Source organism: Mesorhizobium sp. M0676 (assembly GCF_040320535.1).
Taxonomy (GTDB): domain Bacteria; phylum Pseudomonadota; class Alphaproteobacteria; order Rhizobiales; family Rhizobiaceae; genus Mesorhizobium.
The window spans coordinates 43,363-61,398 of record NZ_JAMYPU010000013.1 but is presented as its reverse complement, the minus strand read 5'-3'; the positions used below and the strand labels follow the sequence as shown (position 1 = coordinate 61,398).

Here is an 18,036-nt window from a genome sequence, read left to right as displayed (position 1 = left end):
TGCCGCTGAGGCGGTTAGATCACGTTGTCGTTAACCTTATATTTAAAGTTTTACGTATCTCGCGGAATGCATGTTTTCTTTACCCCTGTGTGTCATTACGATACGAAGGTCCATTTTCAGCCTCCTGCGTGGGATAAGACGAGCCAGAATCAGGCAAAAATAAGAAGTCCCTCGGCAGCTAGTACAGGGTAGCGAAGGCATGGCGAAGAAACCAACGACGACCAGAACTCTCGACAGCGACGTAGCCAGGGAACTCGAAAAGGCACTAGACCTCGATCTCAGCGGAGACGGCAGCGGCGATCTCGATATCGCGGCGTCGATGGAAGATCTGGAAGCGCAGATATCGCAGGCCGCGGACGAACTGGCGCGCGAAGGCCGCCCCCAGAAGCCCGCCCCCGCTCAAAACGCGCCCGTCCAACAAAACCAGAGTGCGAAGCCGGCAGCCAAGCCCGCCGAGCTGCGCCCGGTCGAATCGCGCAACAGCGCCCAGCCAGCCGGCTTCAAGCCGGCAAACGACGACCGCCAGAAAGATTACAAGACGCTGCTGCACAGCCTCAACCGGCGCGCGTCTAGCACGATCTATTGGGTCGTGGCGTTCGTGTCGCTGGCCTGGATCGCCGGCGCCGGCGGCCTCGCCAATCTGCTGTTTGGCCCCAGCATCTGGAAAATTCGTACGTTCGATCAAATCCTGGCCCGCCCTGAACTGATCGGCCTGGCGATCGCGGCAATCATACCGGTCGTCCTGTTTTGGGCCTTCGCGGCGATGATCCGCCGCGCGCAGGAAATGCGCATTGCCGCGCAATCGATGACGGAGGTGGCTTTCCGCTTGGCGGAGCCGGAAAACCTCGCCCAAGACCGCGTGATGATGATCGGCCAGGCCGTTCGCCGTGAAGTGGCGGCGATGGGCGAAGGCATCGAGCGCACGCTGGCGCGCGCCGTCGAGCTCGAAACTCTGGTCCACAGCGAGGTCAACCAGATCGAACGCTCCTATTCGGAGAATGAATCGCGCATCCGGTCGCTGGTCGACGGGCTGGGCAGCGAGCGCGAAGCCGTCGTCACTCATGCCGAGCGCGTGCGCGCCTCGATCACCGGCGCGCATGAAACGCTGAAGGACGAGATCGGCGCCGCCTCCGACATTATTCGCGACTCTATCCTCAACGCGTCGACCAAGCTGTCGATGACGATCACCAATTCCGGCGACACGCTGATTGACCGCATCAATGAAAGCTCGATGTCGATCTTCGATTCGGTCGAAACCCGGCTGGATTCGATCACCGACAGGCTGTCGACATCGGGCGAAGCCTTTGCTTCGCTGCTCGACACCCGCATCGCCAAGCTGACGGACACCACAGACGGCCTGACCCGGTCGCTGACCGACCTGCTCGACGACCGCACCACCGGTATGGTGTCGCTGCTCGGCGGCGCCGCCCGCACCCTGAGCTCGGAATTCGAGTCCAGCCTGAACGGCATCGAGCGGACGCTGGCCGAGCGCGGCCAGGCGCTGATCAGCGAATTCCAGACCCGCGCCGAAGCACTCGATACCGGCACGCAGAAGCTCAACGCCGCGCTCGAGGCGCGCGCCCGCCAGATCAACGAAACGCTGGTCGAGCGCGCCCGCGAGATCGCCCACACCTTTGCCGAGAGCAAGGATCATTTGTCGGCCATGATCGATCAGGGCAAGACCCAGATCGGCGCCGACATGGCCGACATCGTCTCGTCGACCTCGTCGATGCTCGAAGCCCGCGCCAGCGATTTCGCCGGCCGGATGGAAGCCGCCCGCCATGTCGTGTCGCGCTCATTCGACACCGACATCCAACGTCTTGCCGATGCCCGTGTCGGCATCGAGGACGCCGTCGAAAACCACAGCCGCAAGCTGTCCGAAAGCCGCGAACGCATGGCGGCTGCCATGCAGGCGGACCTGGCGAAGTTCGCCGAGGGCCGTGCCGGCATCGATGCGGCCGTAACCAACCAGGTGCAGAAGCTGGCCGAAGGCCGCAACCTGATCTCGCGCGCCCTGGAAGAGGATCTGCGCAAGGTCAACGAGTCCCGCGCCGCCATCGACGCGTCGCTGGGCAGCCATCTCGAGCGGCTTGAAGAAGGCCGCAACCGGCTCAACCAGGCTTTGCATGAAGACTCCGGAAAACTTGTGCAAGCCCGTACGATCATTGACGAAATGGTCGCCGGACATGTCGGTAAACTGGCCGAAGGCCGCAACATTCTGTCGCGCGCCCTGGAAGCCGATCTCGGCAAGCTCGCCGACAGCCGCGCGTCGATTGACGGGCTGGTCGCCGGCCAGGTTGAAAAGATCGCCGAAGGCCGTGCCATCCTGACCAAGGCGCTCGAAAACGACATTATCGGCATCAAGGGCGTGATCGAGAACCACTCGGCGAAACTGGCCGAGGACCGAACCGAACTCAGCAAGGCGCTGGAGAACGACCTATCCGGCATCAGGGGCCTGCTCTCCGACCATTCGAGCCGGCTTGCCGACGATCGTGGCCTGTTGTCACAGACGCTCGAGGCCGACCTCGCCAAGCTCGCCGAGAGCCGGTCGAGCATCGACGGGCTGGTCGCCGGCCAGGTCGAGAAGCTGGCCGAGGGCCGCGATATCCTCAAGCGCGCGCTCGAAGCCGACCTCAACACCATCAAGGGCGCCATCGCGGGTCATTCCGACAAGGTGGCGGAAGAGCGCGGTCAGCTTTCCAAGGCATTGGAGGCCGACCTGCAAAATGTGAACAGCCTGATCGCCGACCACTCGAACCGGCTTGTCCAGGATCGTTCGACGCTATCCCAGGCGCTTAAGGATGACCTTCAGAATGTTAACAGCCTGATCACCGACCACTCGAGCCGGCTTGTCCAGGATCGTTCGACGCTATCCCAGGCGCTTCAGGACGATTTGCACAATGTCAGCGGCATCATGGCCGATCATCAAAACAGGCTCGTCCAGGACCGTTCGGCGCTCTCAAAGGCATTGGAAGACGACATCGCCAAGCTGGCGGAGAGCCGCTCCAACATCGATGGGCTGGTCGCCGGGCAGGTCGAGAAGCTCGCCGAGGGCCGCGACATCCTGACACGGGCGCTCGAAGCCGATCTCAATGCGATCAGGAGCGCCATTGCCGACCAGTCGCAGAAGCTGAGCGAAAACCGTGGCGAGTTCGCACGGGTGCTGGAAGCGGATTTGGAAAATGTCAACAGCCTGATCGAGGGTCACAGCGACAAGCTCGTCCGGGATCGCGCGACGCTGTCGAAGGCTCTCGAGGACGACCTCGCCAAGCTGGCCGAGAGCCGGTCGAGCATCGACGGACTGGTCGCAGGCCAGGTCGAGAAGCTGGCCGAGGGCCGAGACATCTTGAAGCGTGCGCTGGAAGCCGACCTGCAGAAGCTGTCGGCAAGCCGCGGTGAGGTCGACGACATCATCGCCGGCCATGTCGGCAAGCTGGCCGAAGGCCGCAACATGTTGACCCAGGCGCTGGAAGACGATCTGTCAAAGCTCGCCGACATACGCAAGGATGTCGACCGCTCGCTGTCGGGCCATATCGACCAGATTGCCGGCAGAAGCACCGATATCTCGGCGGCAATCGCCGCCGATGTCGAGAAGATCGAGCAGGCCTTCAGCAAGCAGACCGGCATCATCGAAGAGCGCGCCGGAACCATGGAGCGCGCGTTGTCGGTGGGTGTCGACAATGTCCGCAGCGTGCTCGAAAAGAGCGCCGTCTTCGTTGCCGGCGCGCTGCGCGAGAAGGTGATGGAAGTCACCAGCGCGCTGCACGAACAGGCCGGTGCTGCCTTCAGTGACGCGGACCGCAAGATCGCCGAGCGTGCCGAGCAGACCTCGGCCGCCCTTTTGGCCCGGGCCGAGGACATCGCCCGCACCTTCGAGGACGCGGATCGCCGTCTGCACGCACGTGCCGAGGACACATCGAGCGCCCTGCTTGCTCGCGCCGAGGATACGACGAATGCCTTGCTTGCTCGCGCCGAAGACACAACGAGCGTGCTGCTTGCCCGGCATGACGAGACGTCGAACTCGCTGCTCGCCCGCGCCGAAGAAACGGCCGGACGGCTGGCTGCCCGCGCCGGCGAGATCGCCGGCACGTTCGACGCCGCCGACCAGAAGCTGGTCGCCCGCGCGGTCGAGACGGCGCAGTCGCTGGCCGACCGCGCCGGCGACATCCTGCGTAACTTCGAGGGCGCCGACCAGCGGCTGAGCATGCGCATCGGCGAATCCGCCGAAGCGCTGGCCGCCCGCGCCTCGGACCTTGGCCGCATCTTCGACGCCGCCGACCAACAGCTGATCTCGCGCATTGCCGAGGGTTCGGACGCGCTGTCGGCACGCGCCACCGAGATCAGCCGCATCTTCGACGAGGCCGATCACCGCCTGGTGTCGCGCATCGCCGACTCCACGTCGACGATCGGCGAGCATGCCGACAACATCGTCGGTGCCTTCGCCAGCACCGAGCAGCGTGTTGCCGAACGCGCACGCCAGACCGGCCAGGAACTTGCCGTCCACGCCCGCGAGATGGAGCAGGCTTTGGCCGGGGCCGACGAGCGGCTGGCTGCGAGCGTTGCGTCCGCAGCTTCGCGCGTCGAGGAACAGGTCGCCAGCGTCGAGAACCGCCTTCTTTATACGACGGAGACGATGGGCCAGAAGCTCAACGAGCAGGTTTCCAGCGCAGAAGCTCAGCTGATCTCGCGGGCCAACACGATTGCGGAGACTTTTACCGCGGTCGGCCAGCACATCGGCCAGAGCACCAACGACGCTGCCAAGACCATCGGCACCAATACCCGCGAGCTCAACACGATGCTGGCGGCGCGTTCGGCCGAGATGGCGAAGATCCTGGACGAAACCGCGCGGCCGCTGGTCGAGCGCTTCGCCCAGGGCGGCTCGGAACTGCAAAAGAGCATGGAAGAGGTCACCGAACGCGCGACCGAGAAGCTGCGCAGCGAAAATGCCGCCCTCGTCAACGCGCTCGCCAGCCGCACCGCCGAAACGCTGTCGGCCGTCGAAGGCGCGCGCTCGTCGCTCGCCGATAGCGTCGCCGACCTCATCGGCCGCATGAGCGTCTCCAGCTCGCAGCTTGGTGAGCTGATCGAACAGGCGGCGATCAACCTCGGCCAGGTTGACGAACGTCTGAGCGGCAGCACGCAAAGCTTCGCGGCAACCACCGAAAAGGCGGCGCAGACCTTCGCCAGCTCGGCACGCCTGGTCGATTCGAACACGACGCGGCTTACCGAACTGTCGTCGTCGACCCTGCGCGAAGTGGCCTCGATCGCCACCAAGTTCGACGAGCACAGCCGCTTGCTGTCCTCGGCTTCGGATCTGTTGAGCTCGGCGCAGAGCAATCTGGAGCACACTCTTGAGCGGCAATCGTCGCTCGAAGATCTCGCCGTCGGCCTGGTCAAGAAGTCGGAAGACCTCGAGAAGGTGATGCGTTCGTTCGAAAACCTTGTCGGCCAGACGATGCAGAATGCCGAAGGCAAGACGCTGGCATCAGCCGACAAGATCCGCATCGCCATAACGGAAGTGGTCGATTCGGCAACCAGCCGGTTCGCCGATGCGACCGAGGAGATGCGGCGCACCGCAAGCTCGATCAAGAGCGAGCTCGACCTCACCCGCGCCGAGCTCAAGAAGGGCGTCATCGAAATGCCGGAAGAGGCCAAGGAATCGACCTCGGCGATCCGCCGTGCCGTTGCCGAGCAGATCAACGCGCTCAAGGAACTTTCGGATATCGTTGCGAAATCGGGACGTGGCGGCGACAATGCCGAACCGCGCGCCCTGCGCCCGGCGCCTCAGGCGCCAATGCAGCGCCCGGCCGAGCCGGTACGCCGCCCGCCGCCGGCGCCACAGCCGGAACGCCCTGCTCCGCAGGCGCCGCTCGGCGGCCTGCGTGGCACGCTCGATATCGAACGCCCCGCCGAAGCACCGCGCCAGCGCGACGCCAACGCCCGCACGCCGCAAGGCGGCTGGGTGCGCGATCTCCTGACCGGAGCATCGCGCGAGGAGGAAGTCGCCAGGCCGGCTGCGCCCGCGGAAGCACCGCGCGCAACTCCCGCCCAGCGCTCGCCGCTGCATGTCATGGAGTCGCTCAACTCGCTCTCGGTCGATATTGCCCGGGCGATCGACCACGACGCCTCGATCGAGCTGTGGAACCGCTACCGGCGCGGCGAGCGTGACGTGTTCACGCGCCGCCTCTACACGCTCAAGGGCCAGCAGACCTTTGACGAAATCCGCCGCAAATATCAGGCCGAGGCGGAGTTCCGCGCCGCCGTCGACCGCTACTGCGACGATTTCGAGAAGCTGCTCAAGGACGTCTCGCGCAACGACCGCGACAACATCATGGCGCAGACCTACCTGACGTCGGACACCGGCAAGGTCTACACCATGCTGGCCCATGCGAGCGGCCGTTTGCACTGATTGAGGCGACACCACAGACACAGAAAAGGCGGGAAGTTCCCGCCTTTTTCTTTGTGCAAAATCGTCGGTCTGCGCTGTCCCTCATCCGCCTGCCGGCACCTTCTCCCGTATAGCGACGGGGTGAAGGGAGATGGCATCAGCCTCGCCGCCCATACTGCGACGGTGACAATTGGCGAAATCATTGGCGATGGCGTTCTTTCTCACTATACGGGGAGAAATGCCCGGCAGCGCAATGAGGGGCAGCGCGAACCTGCGATATTTGGTCGAGTGCTGGTTTAACGCGACGAACGATCGTTCGAAGCCTCGACCGGCTCAGATCACCGAATCCGTCCAGCCCACAATATCCTTCGCCGCCTCGCCGAAGGCGCTGTCGAGCGCGCTGACATAGGCCGGATTGCCGCTGCCCGAGACGGGAGCGGATGCGGTGAAGCTCTTCGAGGCGCGCACCTCGCCGTTGCGGTCGTTCAGGATGCGCACGAAGAGATTGACCTCGGCATGCTCGCCACCATTGACGCGGACTTCGAAGGAGCGGATCTCGACGATCACCTGGTAGTCGATCGCCAGCCCCTCGCCCGGCTTGCCGACGCCGGCAAAGCTTCCGGAGCGCTGGAAGGTTTCGGCGAGCCTCGCCTGCACGATCAGCGGCAGCCGGTCGGCCCATTGCGCGCCCTTGAGATACTGGATCGAGCGATCTGACGGCTTGATGACGATGTTCTGGCTGTCCAGCGCCTTGAGCGCGGAGGGCTGGGCGATCAGGATCTGGCGGCGGCTGTGGCCATGGGCGTCGATCGACGGGGCGGACAGCTCGAACGTATCGAGCGGCGCCGGCTTGCCTCCCAATGCCGCGCAACCAGCCAGCGTCAAGCCAAGCAAAACGACTGCCGATCTATACCCACCCAACCCGAACGTCACGCGTGATCCCCACTGTCCCCGGATCGTATGATGAATCCGCATCCGCGGTCCATGTAATTGCTGCGGGCGGGCACGGAAGTCAACGCCGTGCCCTGCCATCGAACTGCCGGACCTCGCCGTCGCCGCCCGACAGGATGCGCTGCGGGTTGCGGCTGAGATCGGTCACCGCCTCTTCGATGCGGCTGATCGAACGCCGGCTGTCCTGGACCAGCGCCTCGACATTCGACAGGCCCTGGCCCGAGAAGCGCGCAATATTGTCGGTGATCGTGCCAAGCCGGGCGTTCAGCGTGTCGGCGACCTGCTTGAACGACTTCAGCGTGTCCCTGGCATCGGCCATGACGCCGTCGGCCTGGCCCGAACCGAGCAGCGTATCGACCCTTTTCAGGATGCCGTCGACGCGCACCGAGGCATCGTTGAGGCGCGACGCAAGCTGTTTGGCGTCCTTGATCGTCTCGTCGATGTCGTCGGCCCGGTCGGCGAACTTGTCGGTCACCTTGGCGATGTCGGCGGCGGCCTTGTTGGCGTTTTCGCTGGCCTTCTGAATGTTGGCGAGCGCCACGCGCACCTGCGCCGGATCGATGCCGTCGAGCACATTGTCGACCTTTGCCAGCGTGCCTTGCGTGCGCTTGGCGAAATCGTTGACCGAGCCGACCGCGGTATCGACGTTCTTGATCACGCCGTCGAGCTGTCCGCTGGTCTCCTTCAGATTGGCGGTGACGGCGTCCACATTGGCGACGATGCTCTTGATCTTGTCCTTGTCGACGGCATTGAGCAGGCCTTCGGCAGCCTTCAGTGTGCCGTCGAGCTTGCCGGAAACACCCTTCAACTCGTCCGACAGCGCGCTGACGGCGGTCAGGAACTTGTCGATGCCGTCGGCATTCCTGGCCAGCGCATCGGAAAATGTCTGGGCGTTCTTGACGGTCTGGGTCAGCGGCCCGCGCACATCCCTGGTGAACCCTTCTAGGTCGGAAAGCACCTTGTCGGCGCGGGTGAAGATGTTCTGCGCCGTCTGCAGCAGGTTGGTGACCGCTGACGGATTGGCGATGATCTCGGCCGTCCTGCCTTCCTTTGCCGCCTCTTCCAGCAGGTTCGGTTCCTTGGGATCGGCGCCCTTCAATTCGATGTTGACCTGGCCGGCAAGGCTGGCGATGCCGATATCGGCCTGCGTCGATTTGGTGAGCGGCGTTGTCTGGTCGATCTCGGTCGTAGCAATGGCGGCATTGGGGTCATTGCGGTCGAAATAGACGCGCTTGACCACCCCGACCTTGACGCCGTTGAACAGCACCAGACTGCCGGGGCCGAGGCCGGAGGCCGAACCCTGAATGCGCACGCGCAGCTCCGCCGTCTCGCCGCGATCACCGATCTGGGCGGTCCAATAGACGAACCCGAACGCCGCCAGGATCGCAGCCAGGGTGAAAATGCCGACAATTACGTAGTTGGCTCTGGTTTCCATTGCCCCACTTATGTCTATGCGCGCGCGGCAAGATCAAGTTGCCGAGCGCGTTTTCCGCGGAAATAGGATTTGACCCACGGTTCTTCGCTTTTCAGCATGTCGTCGATCGTGCCTTCGACCAGGATTTTCTTGTTGCCGAGCACCGCCACGCGGTCGCAAGCGGTAAACAGCGTGTCGAGATCGTGCGTCACCATATAGACCGTCAGATCCATCGTATCGCGCAACTTCACCACCAATTCGTCGAATTCGGACGCGCTGATCGGGTCGAGGCCGGACGTCGGCTCGTCGAGGAAGACGATGTCGGGGTCGAGCGCCAGCGCCCGCGCCAGGGCGGCGCGCTTGATCATGCCGCCCGAAAGCTCCGAGGGAAATTTTTGCGCGGCGTCCGGCGGCAGGCCGACCAGTTCGATCTTGAGCAAGGCCAGCTCGTCCATCAGTTTCTTCGGCAGATCGAGATATTCGCGCATCGGCACCTGCACGTTTTCCTGCACGGTCAACGCCGAAAACAGGGCGCCGTGCTGGAAAAGCACGCCAAGGCGCATGTCGATGCGCAACCGCTCGATGTCGCTGGCCTTTTCGAGGTCGAGACCAAACAGCTTGATCGTGCCGGACTGCTTGTGCAGCAGGCCGAGAATCGTGCGCAGCAGCACCGATTTGCCGGCGCCCGAGGCGCCGACGAAACCGAGGATTTCGCCGCGCTTGATGTCGAGCGCCAGTTTGTCGAGGATCAGCTTGTCGTCCAGGGCAACGGTGATGTCGCGCACCGACAGCACGATATCGCTTTCGCCCGTTCCCTGCATAGCCTTGGTCGCCTTTGAGTTTCTGCGCATCATGTCAGAACTCGATCGATGCGTAGAAGATGGCGAAAAGGCCATCGAGGATGATGACGACGAAGATCGACTTCACCACCGAGGCGGTGACGTGCAGACCCAGCGATTCGGCGCTGCCGCCGACCTTCATGCCTTCAACGGAAGCAATGGTGCCGATGATCATGGCCATGAACGGCGCCTTGATCAGCCCGGCGAAGATGGTGCTGATATCGATCGCGCCGCGCAGCCGGTCGATGAAGGCCGTCGGCGCAATACCGGAATAAAGCCAGGCGGCTAGGATGCCGCCGCCAAGAGCGGCAAAATTGGCGACGATGGTGAGACAGGGCAGCGCGATCACCAGCGCCACCAGGCGCGGAAACACCAGCACGCCGATCGGGTTGAGGCCGATGACCTTCAGCGCGTCGACCTCCTCGCGCATCTTCATCGAGCCGATCTCGGCGGTGATGGCGCTGCCGGAGCGGCCGGCGATCATGATGGCGGTCATCAGCACGCCGAGTTCGCGCAGGATCAGCACGCCGACCAGATCGACAACGAAAATGTTGGCGCCGAAATAATTGAGCTGGTAGGCGCCCTGCTGGGCGACGATGGCGCCGACGATCGCCGACATCAGCACCACCACGGGGATGGCGCCGACCCCCATGCGATCGATCTGGTTGAAGATCGCCGCCGGATTGATGGCATGGCCGCGCCCGAGCTTCATCTGGGCGCCGCCGATGGTGGCGCCGAGGATGTTCATCGAGGCGAGGAAATCGTCGCGCATCTCATAGATGCGGCGGCCGACCGCCTCCAGCCCGCGGAGGATGATGTTGGGGCGCCGGACGCCGCGCGATTCGGGCTCGCGCCGGACAGCTTCGCCAACGGCGCCGAGCAGGATCGAGGCGACATCGCTTTGCCCCTGCATCTTGATCTCGATACCCTTCTTTTCGAAGACACTGACCAGGCGATCGATCAGCCAGGCGCCGGCGGTGTCCATCTTCTCGATGTGGGAAAGATCCAAAGCGAGCGTCTGGTAGCCTTTGCGCTGCTCGATCTTGCGCATCTCGGCGTCGATCAGCGCCACTGTCGTCGTCGTCCAGATGCCGGAGAAAGCGCAGCCGAGGACGGCGCCCTCCTCGCCGACCGCAACGCGGGGCTGGTGGTCGGCCTCCTTGGCGGCGTTGCCGCTTGCGTCGCGTTTGCCGATGGTCAACATGGCGTCCTGTTTAGCCTGACGGGTCGTACCTGTCGATTTGCCGACGACGCGTTGTCGCATAGCCGGAGCAGAAAATTATGGCGCGTGTCATTTCGGTTGAGGCCGAGCGTTTTCCCATTGCCGGCACCTTCACCATCTCGCGCGGGTCGAAGACCGAAGCCGAAGTCATTACCTGCACGATCAGCGATGGGGACAATCGCGGATGGGGCGAATGCGTCCCCTACAAGCGCTATGGCGAGACCATGGAGGGGGTGCGCGACGCCACCGAGGCCATGCGCCGGCAGATAGAAGGCGGCATCAGCCGCAAGGACCTGCTCGATGCGATGCCGGCGGGTGCTGCCCGCAACGCCATCGATTGCGCCTTGTGGGACCTGGAGGCGAAGATCAGCGGCGTTGCGGTCGCAGACGCCATCCACGCTGTGCCCTTGTCGGCGCTGGTGACGGCCTACACGCTGTCGCTGGGCGAGCCGGAGGCGATGGCGGCGCAAGCCCGCGCCAATGCCGGACGGCCGCTGCTCAAGGTCAAGATCGGCGGCGACAACGACTTGGCCCGCATCCGCGCCGTGACCGAAGCGGCGCCCGACAGCCGCATCATCCTCGACGCCAATGAAGGCTGGACCGATGCCAACATCATCGAGAATCTCGCTTTCGCCGCCGAACATGGCATAGCCCTGATCGAACAGCCGCTTCCCGCTGGCCATGATGCCATCCTGCGCCACATCGCTCATCCGGTGCCGATCTGCGCAGACGAAAGCCTCCACGAGGCGAAGGACCTCGAAGCGCTTGTCGGCCTCTATGACGCCGTCAACATCAAGCTCGACAAATCCGGCGGCCTGACCGCCGCCCTTACCCTTCGCGACCGCGCCCGGGAGCTGGGATTCGGCGTGATGGTCGGCTGCATGGTCGGCACGTCGCTGGCGATGGCGCCGGCAGTGCTTTTGGCGCAAGGCGCCGACTTCGTCGACCTCGACGGTCCGCTGCTGCTTGCCCGCGACCGCCAGCCCGGCCTCGTGTACCAGGGGTCGCTGGTGTTACCGCCTGACAGGATGCTGTGGGGCTGAACGCGCGGCGAGCCCGATCAGCGCCAGGCCGATGATGGCGATCGGGATCATCGCCAGGAAGCCGTCGACGCCGTAGCGCTCATAAAGCGGGCCGGACGCCAGCGTCACCGCCGCCATGAAGAAGCCGTTGAAGAAATAGGCAATGCCTTGCGCCGCACCCGTGCGTTCTTCCGAAACCGTTTCGCCGATCATCTTCTGCAGGCCGATCAACACCATCGCCACCGACACCGAATGCAGGGTCTGGACGCCGAAGAAACCGGCAACGCCAAGCCCGAGTGGCCAGATCAACGGAAAGGCGATCCAGCGCACGATGGAGCCGACGCCGGCGATCAGCATCACCTTGACGACTGAGACGGAGGCAAAAATACGGTTGAAAAACACGAACATGCAGACCTCGGCCACCACGCCCCAGGCCCACAGCAGGCCAACGACGGAATCGCTGATGCCGACCGATTTCCAGTAGATTGAGACAAAGCCGTAGAGGAAGGCATGGCTGGCGGTGATGATGCCGACGCCGAGGGTGAAATACAGGAAATACGGATTGAGAAGGCTCGGCGCCTGATGCTGGATGTCGGCGGCAGATAGCGGCGAAGCCCGGCGCGGGCGGCCAAGCCGCGGCGCCAGCAATCCGGCGACGAGCGCGGCAGACAATGCCGCAAAGATGATTACCGGCACGGCCTGCGGGCTCGTCCAGGCCAGGATAAAGCCGCCTGCGACGTTGGCGCAGAGATAGGAGATCGAGCCCCATTTGCGCATCGCGGTGTAGTTCGAGCCGAAGCGGCGCACGCCCGACAGCGCGAGCGAATCGGCGATCGGCGAATGCGGCGTCCACACCACCGTCAGCGCCAGCGATACGGCAAGCACCGCCGCATAGGTGGGAGTGAGGAAATAGCCGGCGGAAAGCACCATCGTCGCGGCCACCAGCGCAATATAGACATCCGCCCTGTCCTTCGCCCGGTCGGCCAGCGCGGTCAGCAGGGGTGTTGTCACCACGCGCAGGAACATCGGCGCCGCCAGGATGATGGCGATCTGCTCGGCGTGGAAACCCTGGGCATGCAGCCACAGCGGGAAATAAGGCACATGCGTTCCCAGCGACACGAACAATGTCGCGAAGATCAGACTCATGCGCAGTTCGAAATGGCGCGGCTTGACGAGTAGTTCGGGCGAGAGCGGCGGCAGCGACATGAATCGATCCAATTACGCTGCACAAAGGGCTGCAACGCAGATCGATCCCTTAACATGCGCGAAAGCGGTCCGAAACTGCCTGGACCAGTCGATTAACAGGAGGGTTATGCCGCTTCGACGACCCTGTCTTCGATGAGCAGCGGGATGAACGGCTCGTCCGGTGCTTCGGGCAGCACCAGCGCCCAGTGGATGATCTCCATCTTGCCGTCGAAATGTTCGACCACCGCCGTGCAGCTCTCCACCCAGTCGCCGGTGTTGATGTACTGCACATCCTCATAAGTCTCGATCGCGGCGTGATGGATGTGGCCGCAGATGACGCCGTCGACATGCGAGCGGCGGGCCTCCTCAGTCAGCACGGTCTGGAACGAGCCGATGAAGTTGACCGCCTTCTTGACCTTGACCTTGGCCCAGGACGAGAACGACCAGTAGGGAAGCCCAAGCAGGTGGCGCAGCCTCGTCACCGCGCGGTTGACCAGCATCGCCGCGTCATAGGCGTAGTCGCCGAGATAGGCCAGCCAGCGTGCATTGTGGACGACGGTGTCGAACTGGTCGCCGTGGATGACCAGCAGGCGCCTGCCATCGGCGGTTTCGTGGATGGCGCGGTCGGCAACGACGATGCCGCCGAAATGCACGCCTTGGAACTGGCGCGCGAATTCGTCGTGATTGCCGGCGATATAGGTGATCGAGGTGCCCTTGCGCGCCTTGCGAAGCAGTTTCTGGACGACGTCATTGTGGCTCTGCGGCCAATGCCAGCTGCGCCGCAGACGCCAGCCGTCGACGATGTCACCGACGAGGTAGATGATATCGGCGTCGTGATACCGCAGGAAATCGATCAGGAACTCGGCCTTGGCCGCCTTCGATCCGAGATGCAGGTCGGATATGAACATGCTGCGGAAAGTGCGGGTTTCTGTACCGGACATCAGATCGTCACCGTTGCTTTCGCGCAGGCTATGCCCCGATTCATGCAACAACCGTATGACGGTTGCGATTGGGCCAGCCAAAGGGCTAGCGTGCCGCGCCATTCACAGGAGAAAATCGTCATGGATCTTGGCATCAAGGGCAAGAAAGCCATCGTCTGCGCATCGAGCAAAGGGCTGGGCCGCGGCTGCGCCATGGCGCTGGCCGAGGCCGGCTGCGATCTCGTCGTCAACGGCCGCAATGCCGAGCTGCTGGCAAAAACCGCAGCCGAACTGCGCGAACGCTACGGCGTGAAGGTGACCGAGATCGTCGGCGACGTCTCGAAACCCGACGTGCAGCACGCGCTCCTTGCCGCCTGCCCCGACCCGGATATCCTGGTCAACAACAATGGCGGCCCGCCCTTGCGCGATTTCCGCGAGCTCGACCGCGCAAAGATTCTCGAGGGCGTGACGCAGAACATGGTGACGCCGATCGAACTGGTGCAGGCCGTGATCGACGGCATGGCCAAGCGCGGCTTCGGCCGCATCGTCAACATCACCTCGCTGTCGGTCTACGTCCCGATCCCCGGCCTCGATCTGTCGTCCGGCGCGCGCGCCGGGCTGACTTCGTTCCTGGCCGGCGTGGCGCGCACGGTGATCGACCGCAACGTCACCATCAACAGCCTGCTGCCGGGCAAGCTCGACACCGACCGGCTGCGCGGCCCGCATGAGGCCGGCACGATGGAAGACCCGGCAGCGGCCGCAGCGCGCAAGACCCGCATCAGCGCCGACGTTCCGGCCAAGCGGCTCGGCACGCCGGAAGAGTTCGGCCAGATCTGCGCCTTTCTGTGCTCGGTCCATGCCGGCTATCTCACCGGTCAGAACATCCCGGTCGATGGCGGCCTCTATGTCAGCGCGTTCTAAAAGGCTCGATGGATAATCGGCAGGATTTCAGCGCAATTATTTGAAATAGGTCGATATTTCCGGCCCCGGTTGTTTTAGCCGCCCTTGCGTTATTTGGCGTCGCGAAAAACCATTTTTGCGTGCTAAAAGGCTGCAAAGCAGGTTTGAGGGAGCGGCCGCATGGAAGGCGAGAACAAGAAAACGGCACGTTCGGACCTCGACGAAGCCGCCCTCTACTTCCATAAGCATCCAAGGCCGGGAAAGCTCGAGATCCAGGCGACCAAGCCGCTCGGCAACCAGCGCGACCTGGCGTTGGCCTATTCGCCGGGTGTTGCCGCGCCCTGCCTCGAAATCCGCGACAATCCGGCAACCGCGGCCGATTATACAGCGCGCGCCAATCTGGTCGGCGTCGTCTCCAACGGCTCGGCCGTGCTCGGGCTCGGCAATATCGGCCCGCTCGCCTCCAAGCCGGTGATGGAAGGCAAGGCGGTGCTGTTCAAGAAATTCGCCGGCATCGACGTCTTCGACATCGAGATCGACGCGCCGGGCATAGAGCGCATGGTCGAGACGATCTCGGCGCTGGAGCCGACTTTCGGCGGCATCAATCTCGAGGACATCAAGGCGCCCGAATGCTTCGAGGTCGAGGCGCAGTTGAAGGCCCGCATGGGCATTCCCGTCTTCCATGACGACCAGCATGGCACCGCCATCATCGTCGCCGCCGCCGTGCTCAACGGGCTGGAATTCGCCGGCAAGACCATTTCCGACATCAAGATCGTCACCTCAGGCGCCGGTGCGGCAGCGCTCGCCTGCCTCAACCTGTTGGTCTCGCTTGGCGCCAAGGTAGAGAATATCTGGGTCACCGACCGCTTCGGCGTCGCCTACAAGGGCCGCACCGACGAGATGGATCGCTGGAAAGACCCATATGTGAAGGACACCGAGGCGCGCACGCTGGCCGATGTGATCCCTGGCGCCGACGTTTTTCTCGGCCTGTCGGCCGCCGGCGTGCTGAAGCCGGAATTGCTTGATCATATGGCGCCTAAGCCGTTGATCCTGGCGCTGGCCAACCCCAATCCCGAGATCATGCCGGAGGTCGCGCGCGCCGCTCGTCCCGACGCGATGATCTGCACCGGCCGTTCCGATTTCCCCAATCAGGTCAACAACGTGCTTTGTTTTCCTTACATCTTCCGCGGTGCGCTGGATTGCGGCGCCAGCGCCATCAACGAGGAGATGAAGATGGCCGCGGTCCGGGCGATCGCCGCGCTGGCCCGCGAAGAACCATCCGACGTCGCCGCCCGCGCCTATTCCGGCGAGACGCCGATCTTCGGACCCGACTTCCTTATCCCCTCGCCCTTCGATCCCCGCCTAATCCTGCGCATCGCGCCGGCGGTGGCCAAGGCTGCCTGCGACACCGGCGTCGCGACCCGGCCGATCACCGACTTCGCCGCCTATATCGACCAGCTCAACCGCTTCGTCTTCCGCTCCGGCCTGGTGATGAAGCCGGTGTTTTCGTCGGCCAAGGCGTCGACCGCCAAGCGCGTCATCTATGCCGACGGCGAGGACGAGCGCGTGCTGCGCGCAGCCCAGGTGGTGCTGGAGGAAGGCATTGCCGAGCCGATCCTGATCGGCCGCCCGCATGTCATCGAGGTCAGGCTGAAGCGCTACGGCCTGCGTATCAAGCCGGGCGTCGATTTCGGCCTGATCAACCCGGAAGACGATCCGCGCTACCGCCATTATGTCGACCTGTTGATCGAGCTTGCCGGCCGGCGCGGCGTGACGACGGAGGCCGCGCGCACGATGGTGCGCACCGACAATACGGTGATTGCCGCGCTGGCGCTGAAGCGCGGCGATGCCGACGCCATGATCTGCGGCCTCGAGGGCCGTTTCGAGCGGCATCTGCGCAATGTGACGCTGGTCATCGGACCACGCGCAGGCGTCAAGGACCGCGACCTGTCGACGCTGTCGATGCTGATCTCGCAACGCGGCATCATCTTCCTCACCGACACCCATGTCTCGGTCGACCCGACGGCCGAGGAGATCGCCGAAATGACCATTCTGGCGGCGGAGGAAATCCAGCGGTTCGGCATCGAGCCGAAGGCAGCGCTGCTGTCGCATTCGGATTTCGGCTCGCGCGATTCCCCCAGCGCGCTGAAGATGCGGCAGGCGGCGGCGATCCTGGCGCGCGTTGCGCCCGACCTGCAATGCGACGGCGAGATGCATGCCGATTCAGCCCTGTCGGAGCATCTGCGCCAGCGCGTCTATCCGCATTCGCGGCTGAAGGGCGAAGCCAATCTCCTGGTGTTCCCCAACCTCGACTCCGCCAACATCACGCTGACCGCGCTGCGCACGATGATGGACGCGCTGCATGTCGGGCCGATCCTGCTTGGCACCGACAAGCCGGCGCATATTTTGACGCCGTCGGTGACCTCGCGCGGCGTCGTCAACATGACGGCGCTTGCGGTGGTCGAGGCGGCGCACAAGGCACAGGCGGTGGTTCATTTCAACTGACGCCGTCAGGCAGGCACGAAACGGTAATGCCCGGTCTGCTTGAAGGCGAACAGCGTGTCCTCCTCGCGGGCGCCCGACCCGATATTGTGGATGACCAGCGGCCTTCCCGGCACGTCCGCCGAGCGTTCGGATGAGACAATGACGATGTGCGGCAGGTTGCCGGGCAGCATCTGGGTGACAAGATCGCCCGGCTGAAAGTCGGCAGGATCCTCGCTTACGGCCAAGGAAGCACCCTTGCGCCCGAAAAAGGCGGCAAGGTTGCCGACCCGTCGGTGATCGATGTTGCGGTCGGTCGCTTTCAGACCCCAGGTCTTGGGATAGGCGGCGAAATTGGCGGCCATATCCTCATGCACCAGTTTCTGCAGGTCGAGATTGAAGGCGCGGCGATAGGCGCGCACGATGACATCCGTGCACACGCCCCTATCCGGCGCGACGTCGCCGCCGGGATAGCCGAGGCGGACATAGGCCGGGTCGTAGAAGGTGGTGACGCCGATCTGCTCACGCCCGGCTTCGACCAATTTGCTGCGCCAGTCCGGAGCGGCTGGATTTTCCTGCGCCCGGACGGCGGGCGCCGCCAGGCACAACAGACCGAACTGCAGCGCGGTTCGACGGGTAATCGCGATCATGCCAGCTCCCCGGGGCATTGCTGGATCGTGGGATAATTCCGGGGCGATTGCGCCTTTTTCATGC

Annotated in this window: 11 protein-coding genes; 4 read left to right on the top strand and 7 right to left on the bottom strand. The window is 63.9% G+C overall.

The window, feature by feature from the left end:
* Positions 1-199 precede the first annotated feature (199 nt).
* Complete coding sequence (locus NKI35_RS16280) at positions 200-6,409, top strand: kinesin (RefSeq protein WP_352740873.1); 6,210 nt, start codon at positions 200-202, stop codon at positions 6,407-6,409.
* A gap of 312 nt (positions 6,410-6,721) precedes the next feature.
* Here the strand turns inward: NKI35_RS16280 and NKI35_RS16275 are convergent, their stop codons facing one another.
* From NKI35_RS16275 to NKI35_RS16260, 4 genes are read right to left on the bottom strand one after another with little or no spacing between them, the layout of a single operon-like run.
* Positions 6,722-7,363 (bottom strand): ABC-type transport auxiliary lipoprotein family protein, encoded by a 642-nt coding sequence (locus NKI35_RS16275; RefSeq protein ID WP_502897145.1) that lies wholly within the window; start codon positions 7,361-7,363, stop codon positions 6,722-6,724.
* 37 nt (positions 7,364-7,400) lie between these two features.
* Positions 7,401-8,774 (bottom strand): MlaD family protein, encoded by a 1,374-nt coding sequence (locus NKI35_RS16270; RefSeq protein ID WP_023715969.1) that lies wholly within the window; start codon positions 8,772-8,774, stop codon positions 7,401-7,403.
* A 14-nt stretch (positions 8,775-8,788) separates the two neighbouring features.
* Entirely contained in the window at positions 8,789-9,607 is an 819-nt protein-coding gene (locus NKI35_RS16265; protein ID WP_023694175.1) for an ABC transporter ATP-binding protein, read from the bottom strand.
* A 1-nt stretch (position 9,608) separates the two neighbouring features.
* The gene (locus NKI35_RS16260) at positions 9,609-10,796 is read right to left on the bottom strand and encodes an MlaE family ABC transporter permease (RefSeq protein ID WP_352518824.1); all 1,188 of its coding nucleotides are present in this window, start codon (positions 10,794-10,796) and stop codon (positions 9,609-9,611) included.
* A 77-nt stretch (positions 10,797-10,873) separates the two neighbouring features.
* On the opposite strand from NKI35_RS16260, the gene dgcA reads away from it, so the two are divergent.
* Positions 10,874-11,857, top strand: a complete 984-nt coding sequence (gene dgcA, locus NKI35_RS16255) for an N-acetyl-D-Glu racemase DgcA (protein ID WP_023694173.1) — start codon at positions 10,874-10,876, stop codon at positions 11,855-11,857.
* On the opposite strand, the gene NKI35_RS16250 is transcribed toward dgcA, so the two are convergent.
* Together NKI35_RS16250 and NKI35_RS16245 are read right to left on the bottom strand one after the other, a co-directional pair.
* Positions 11,828-13,042: an MFS transporter gene (locus tag NKI35_RS16250; RefSeq protein ID WP_352740870.1), complete on the bottom strand. Its 1,215-nt coding sequence runs from the start codon at positions 13,040-13,042 to the stop codon at positions 11,828-11,830. The two genes, dgcA and NKI35_RS16250, sit on opposite strands and share 30 nt — an antisense overlap.
* 104 nt (positions 13,043-13,146) lie before the next feature.
* Complete coding sequence (locus tag NKI35_RS16245) at positions 13,147-13,962, bottom strand: UDP-2,3-diacylglucosamine diphosphatase (protein WP_023715971.1); 816 nt, start codon at positions 13,960-13,962, stop codon at positions 13,147-13,149.
* A gap of 120 nt (positions 13,963-14,082) precedes the next feature.
* Between NKI35_RS16245 and NKI35_RS16240 the strand changes: the two genes are divergently transcribed.
* Complete coding sequence (locus tag NKI35_RS16240) at positions 14,083-14,862, top strand: SDR family oxidoreductase (protein WP_023706506.1); 780 nt, start codon at positions 14,083-14,085, stop codon at positions 14,860-14,862.
* Between the two features lie 159 nt (positions 14,863-15,021).
* Positions 15,022-17,346: an NADP-dependent malic enzyme gene (locus NKI35_RS16235; RefSeq protein WP_023694169.1), complete on the top strand. Its 2,325-nt coding sequence runs from the start codon at positions 15,022-15,024 to the stop codon at positions 17,344-17,346.
* Between the two features lie 5 nt (positions 17,347-17,351).
* On the opposite strand, the gene NKI35_RS16230 is transcribed toward NKI35_RS16235, so the two are convergent.
* On the bottom strand, positions 17,352-17,972 hold the full coding sequence (locus tag NKI35_RS16230; protein WP_023711449.1) for a DUF1287 domain-containing protein: 621 nt from the start codon (positions 17,970-17,972) through the stop codon (positions 17,352-17,354).
* Between the last annotated feature and the right edge of the window lie 64 nt (positions 17,973-18,036).

Excerpts from the sequence above, each read along its gene's own strand:
- NKI35_RS16280 (WP_352740873.1), top strand. The coding sequence starts at position 200 with ATGGCGAAGAAACCAACGACGACCAGAACTCTCGACAGCGACGTAGCC.
- NKI35_RS16275 (WP_502897145.1), bottom strand. The coding sequence starts at position 7,363 with ATGCGGATTCATCATACGATCCGGGGACAGTGGGGATCACGCGTGACG.
- NKI35_RS16270 (WP_023715969.1), bottom strand. The coding sequence starts at position 8,774 with ATGGAAACCAGAGCCAACTACGTAATTGTCGGCATTTTCACCCTGGCT.
- NKI35_RS16265 (WP_023694175.1), bottom strand. The coding sequence starts at position 9,607 with ATGATGCGCAGAAACTCAAAGGCGACCAAGGCTATGCAGGGAACGGGC.
- NKI35_RS16260 (WP_352518824.1), bottom strand. The coding sequence starts at position 10,796 with ATGTTGACCATCGGCAAACGCGACGCAAGCGGCAACGCCGCCAAGGAG.
- dgcA (WP_023694173.1), top strand. The coding sequence starts at position 10,874 with ATGGCGCGTGTCATTTCGGTTGAGGCCGAGCGTTTTCCCATTGCCGGC.
- NKI35_RS16250 (WP_352740870.1), bottom strand. The coding sequence starts at position 13,042 with ATGTCGCTGCCGCCGCTCTCGCCCGAACTACTCGTCAAGCCGCGCCAT.
- NKI35_RS16245 (WP_023715971.1), bottom strand. The coding sequence starts at position 13,962 with ATGTCCGGTACAGAAACCCGCACTTTCCGCAGCATGTTCATATCCGAC.
- NKI35_RS16240 (WP_023706506.1), top strand. The coding sequence starts at position 14,083 with ATGGATCTTGGCATCAAGGGCAAGAAAGCCATCGTCTGCGCATCGAGC.
- NKI35_RS16235 (WP_023694169.1), top strand. The coding sequence starts at position 15,022 with ATGGAAGGCGAGAACAAGAAAACGGCACGTTCGGACCTCGACGAAGCC.
- NKI35_RS16230 (WP_023711449.1), bottom strand. The coding sequence starts at position 17,972 with ATGATCGCGATTACCCGTCGAACCGCGCTGCAGTTCGGTCTGTTGTGC.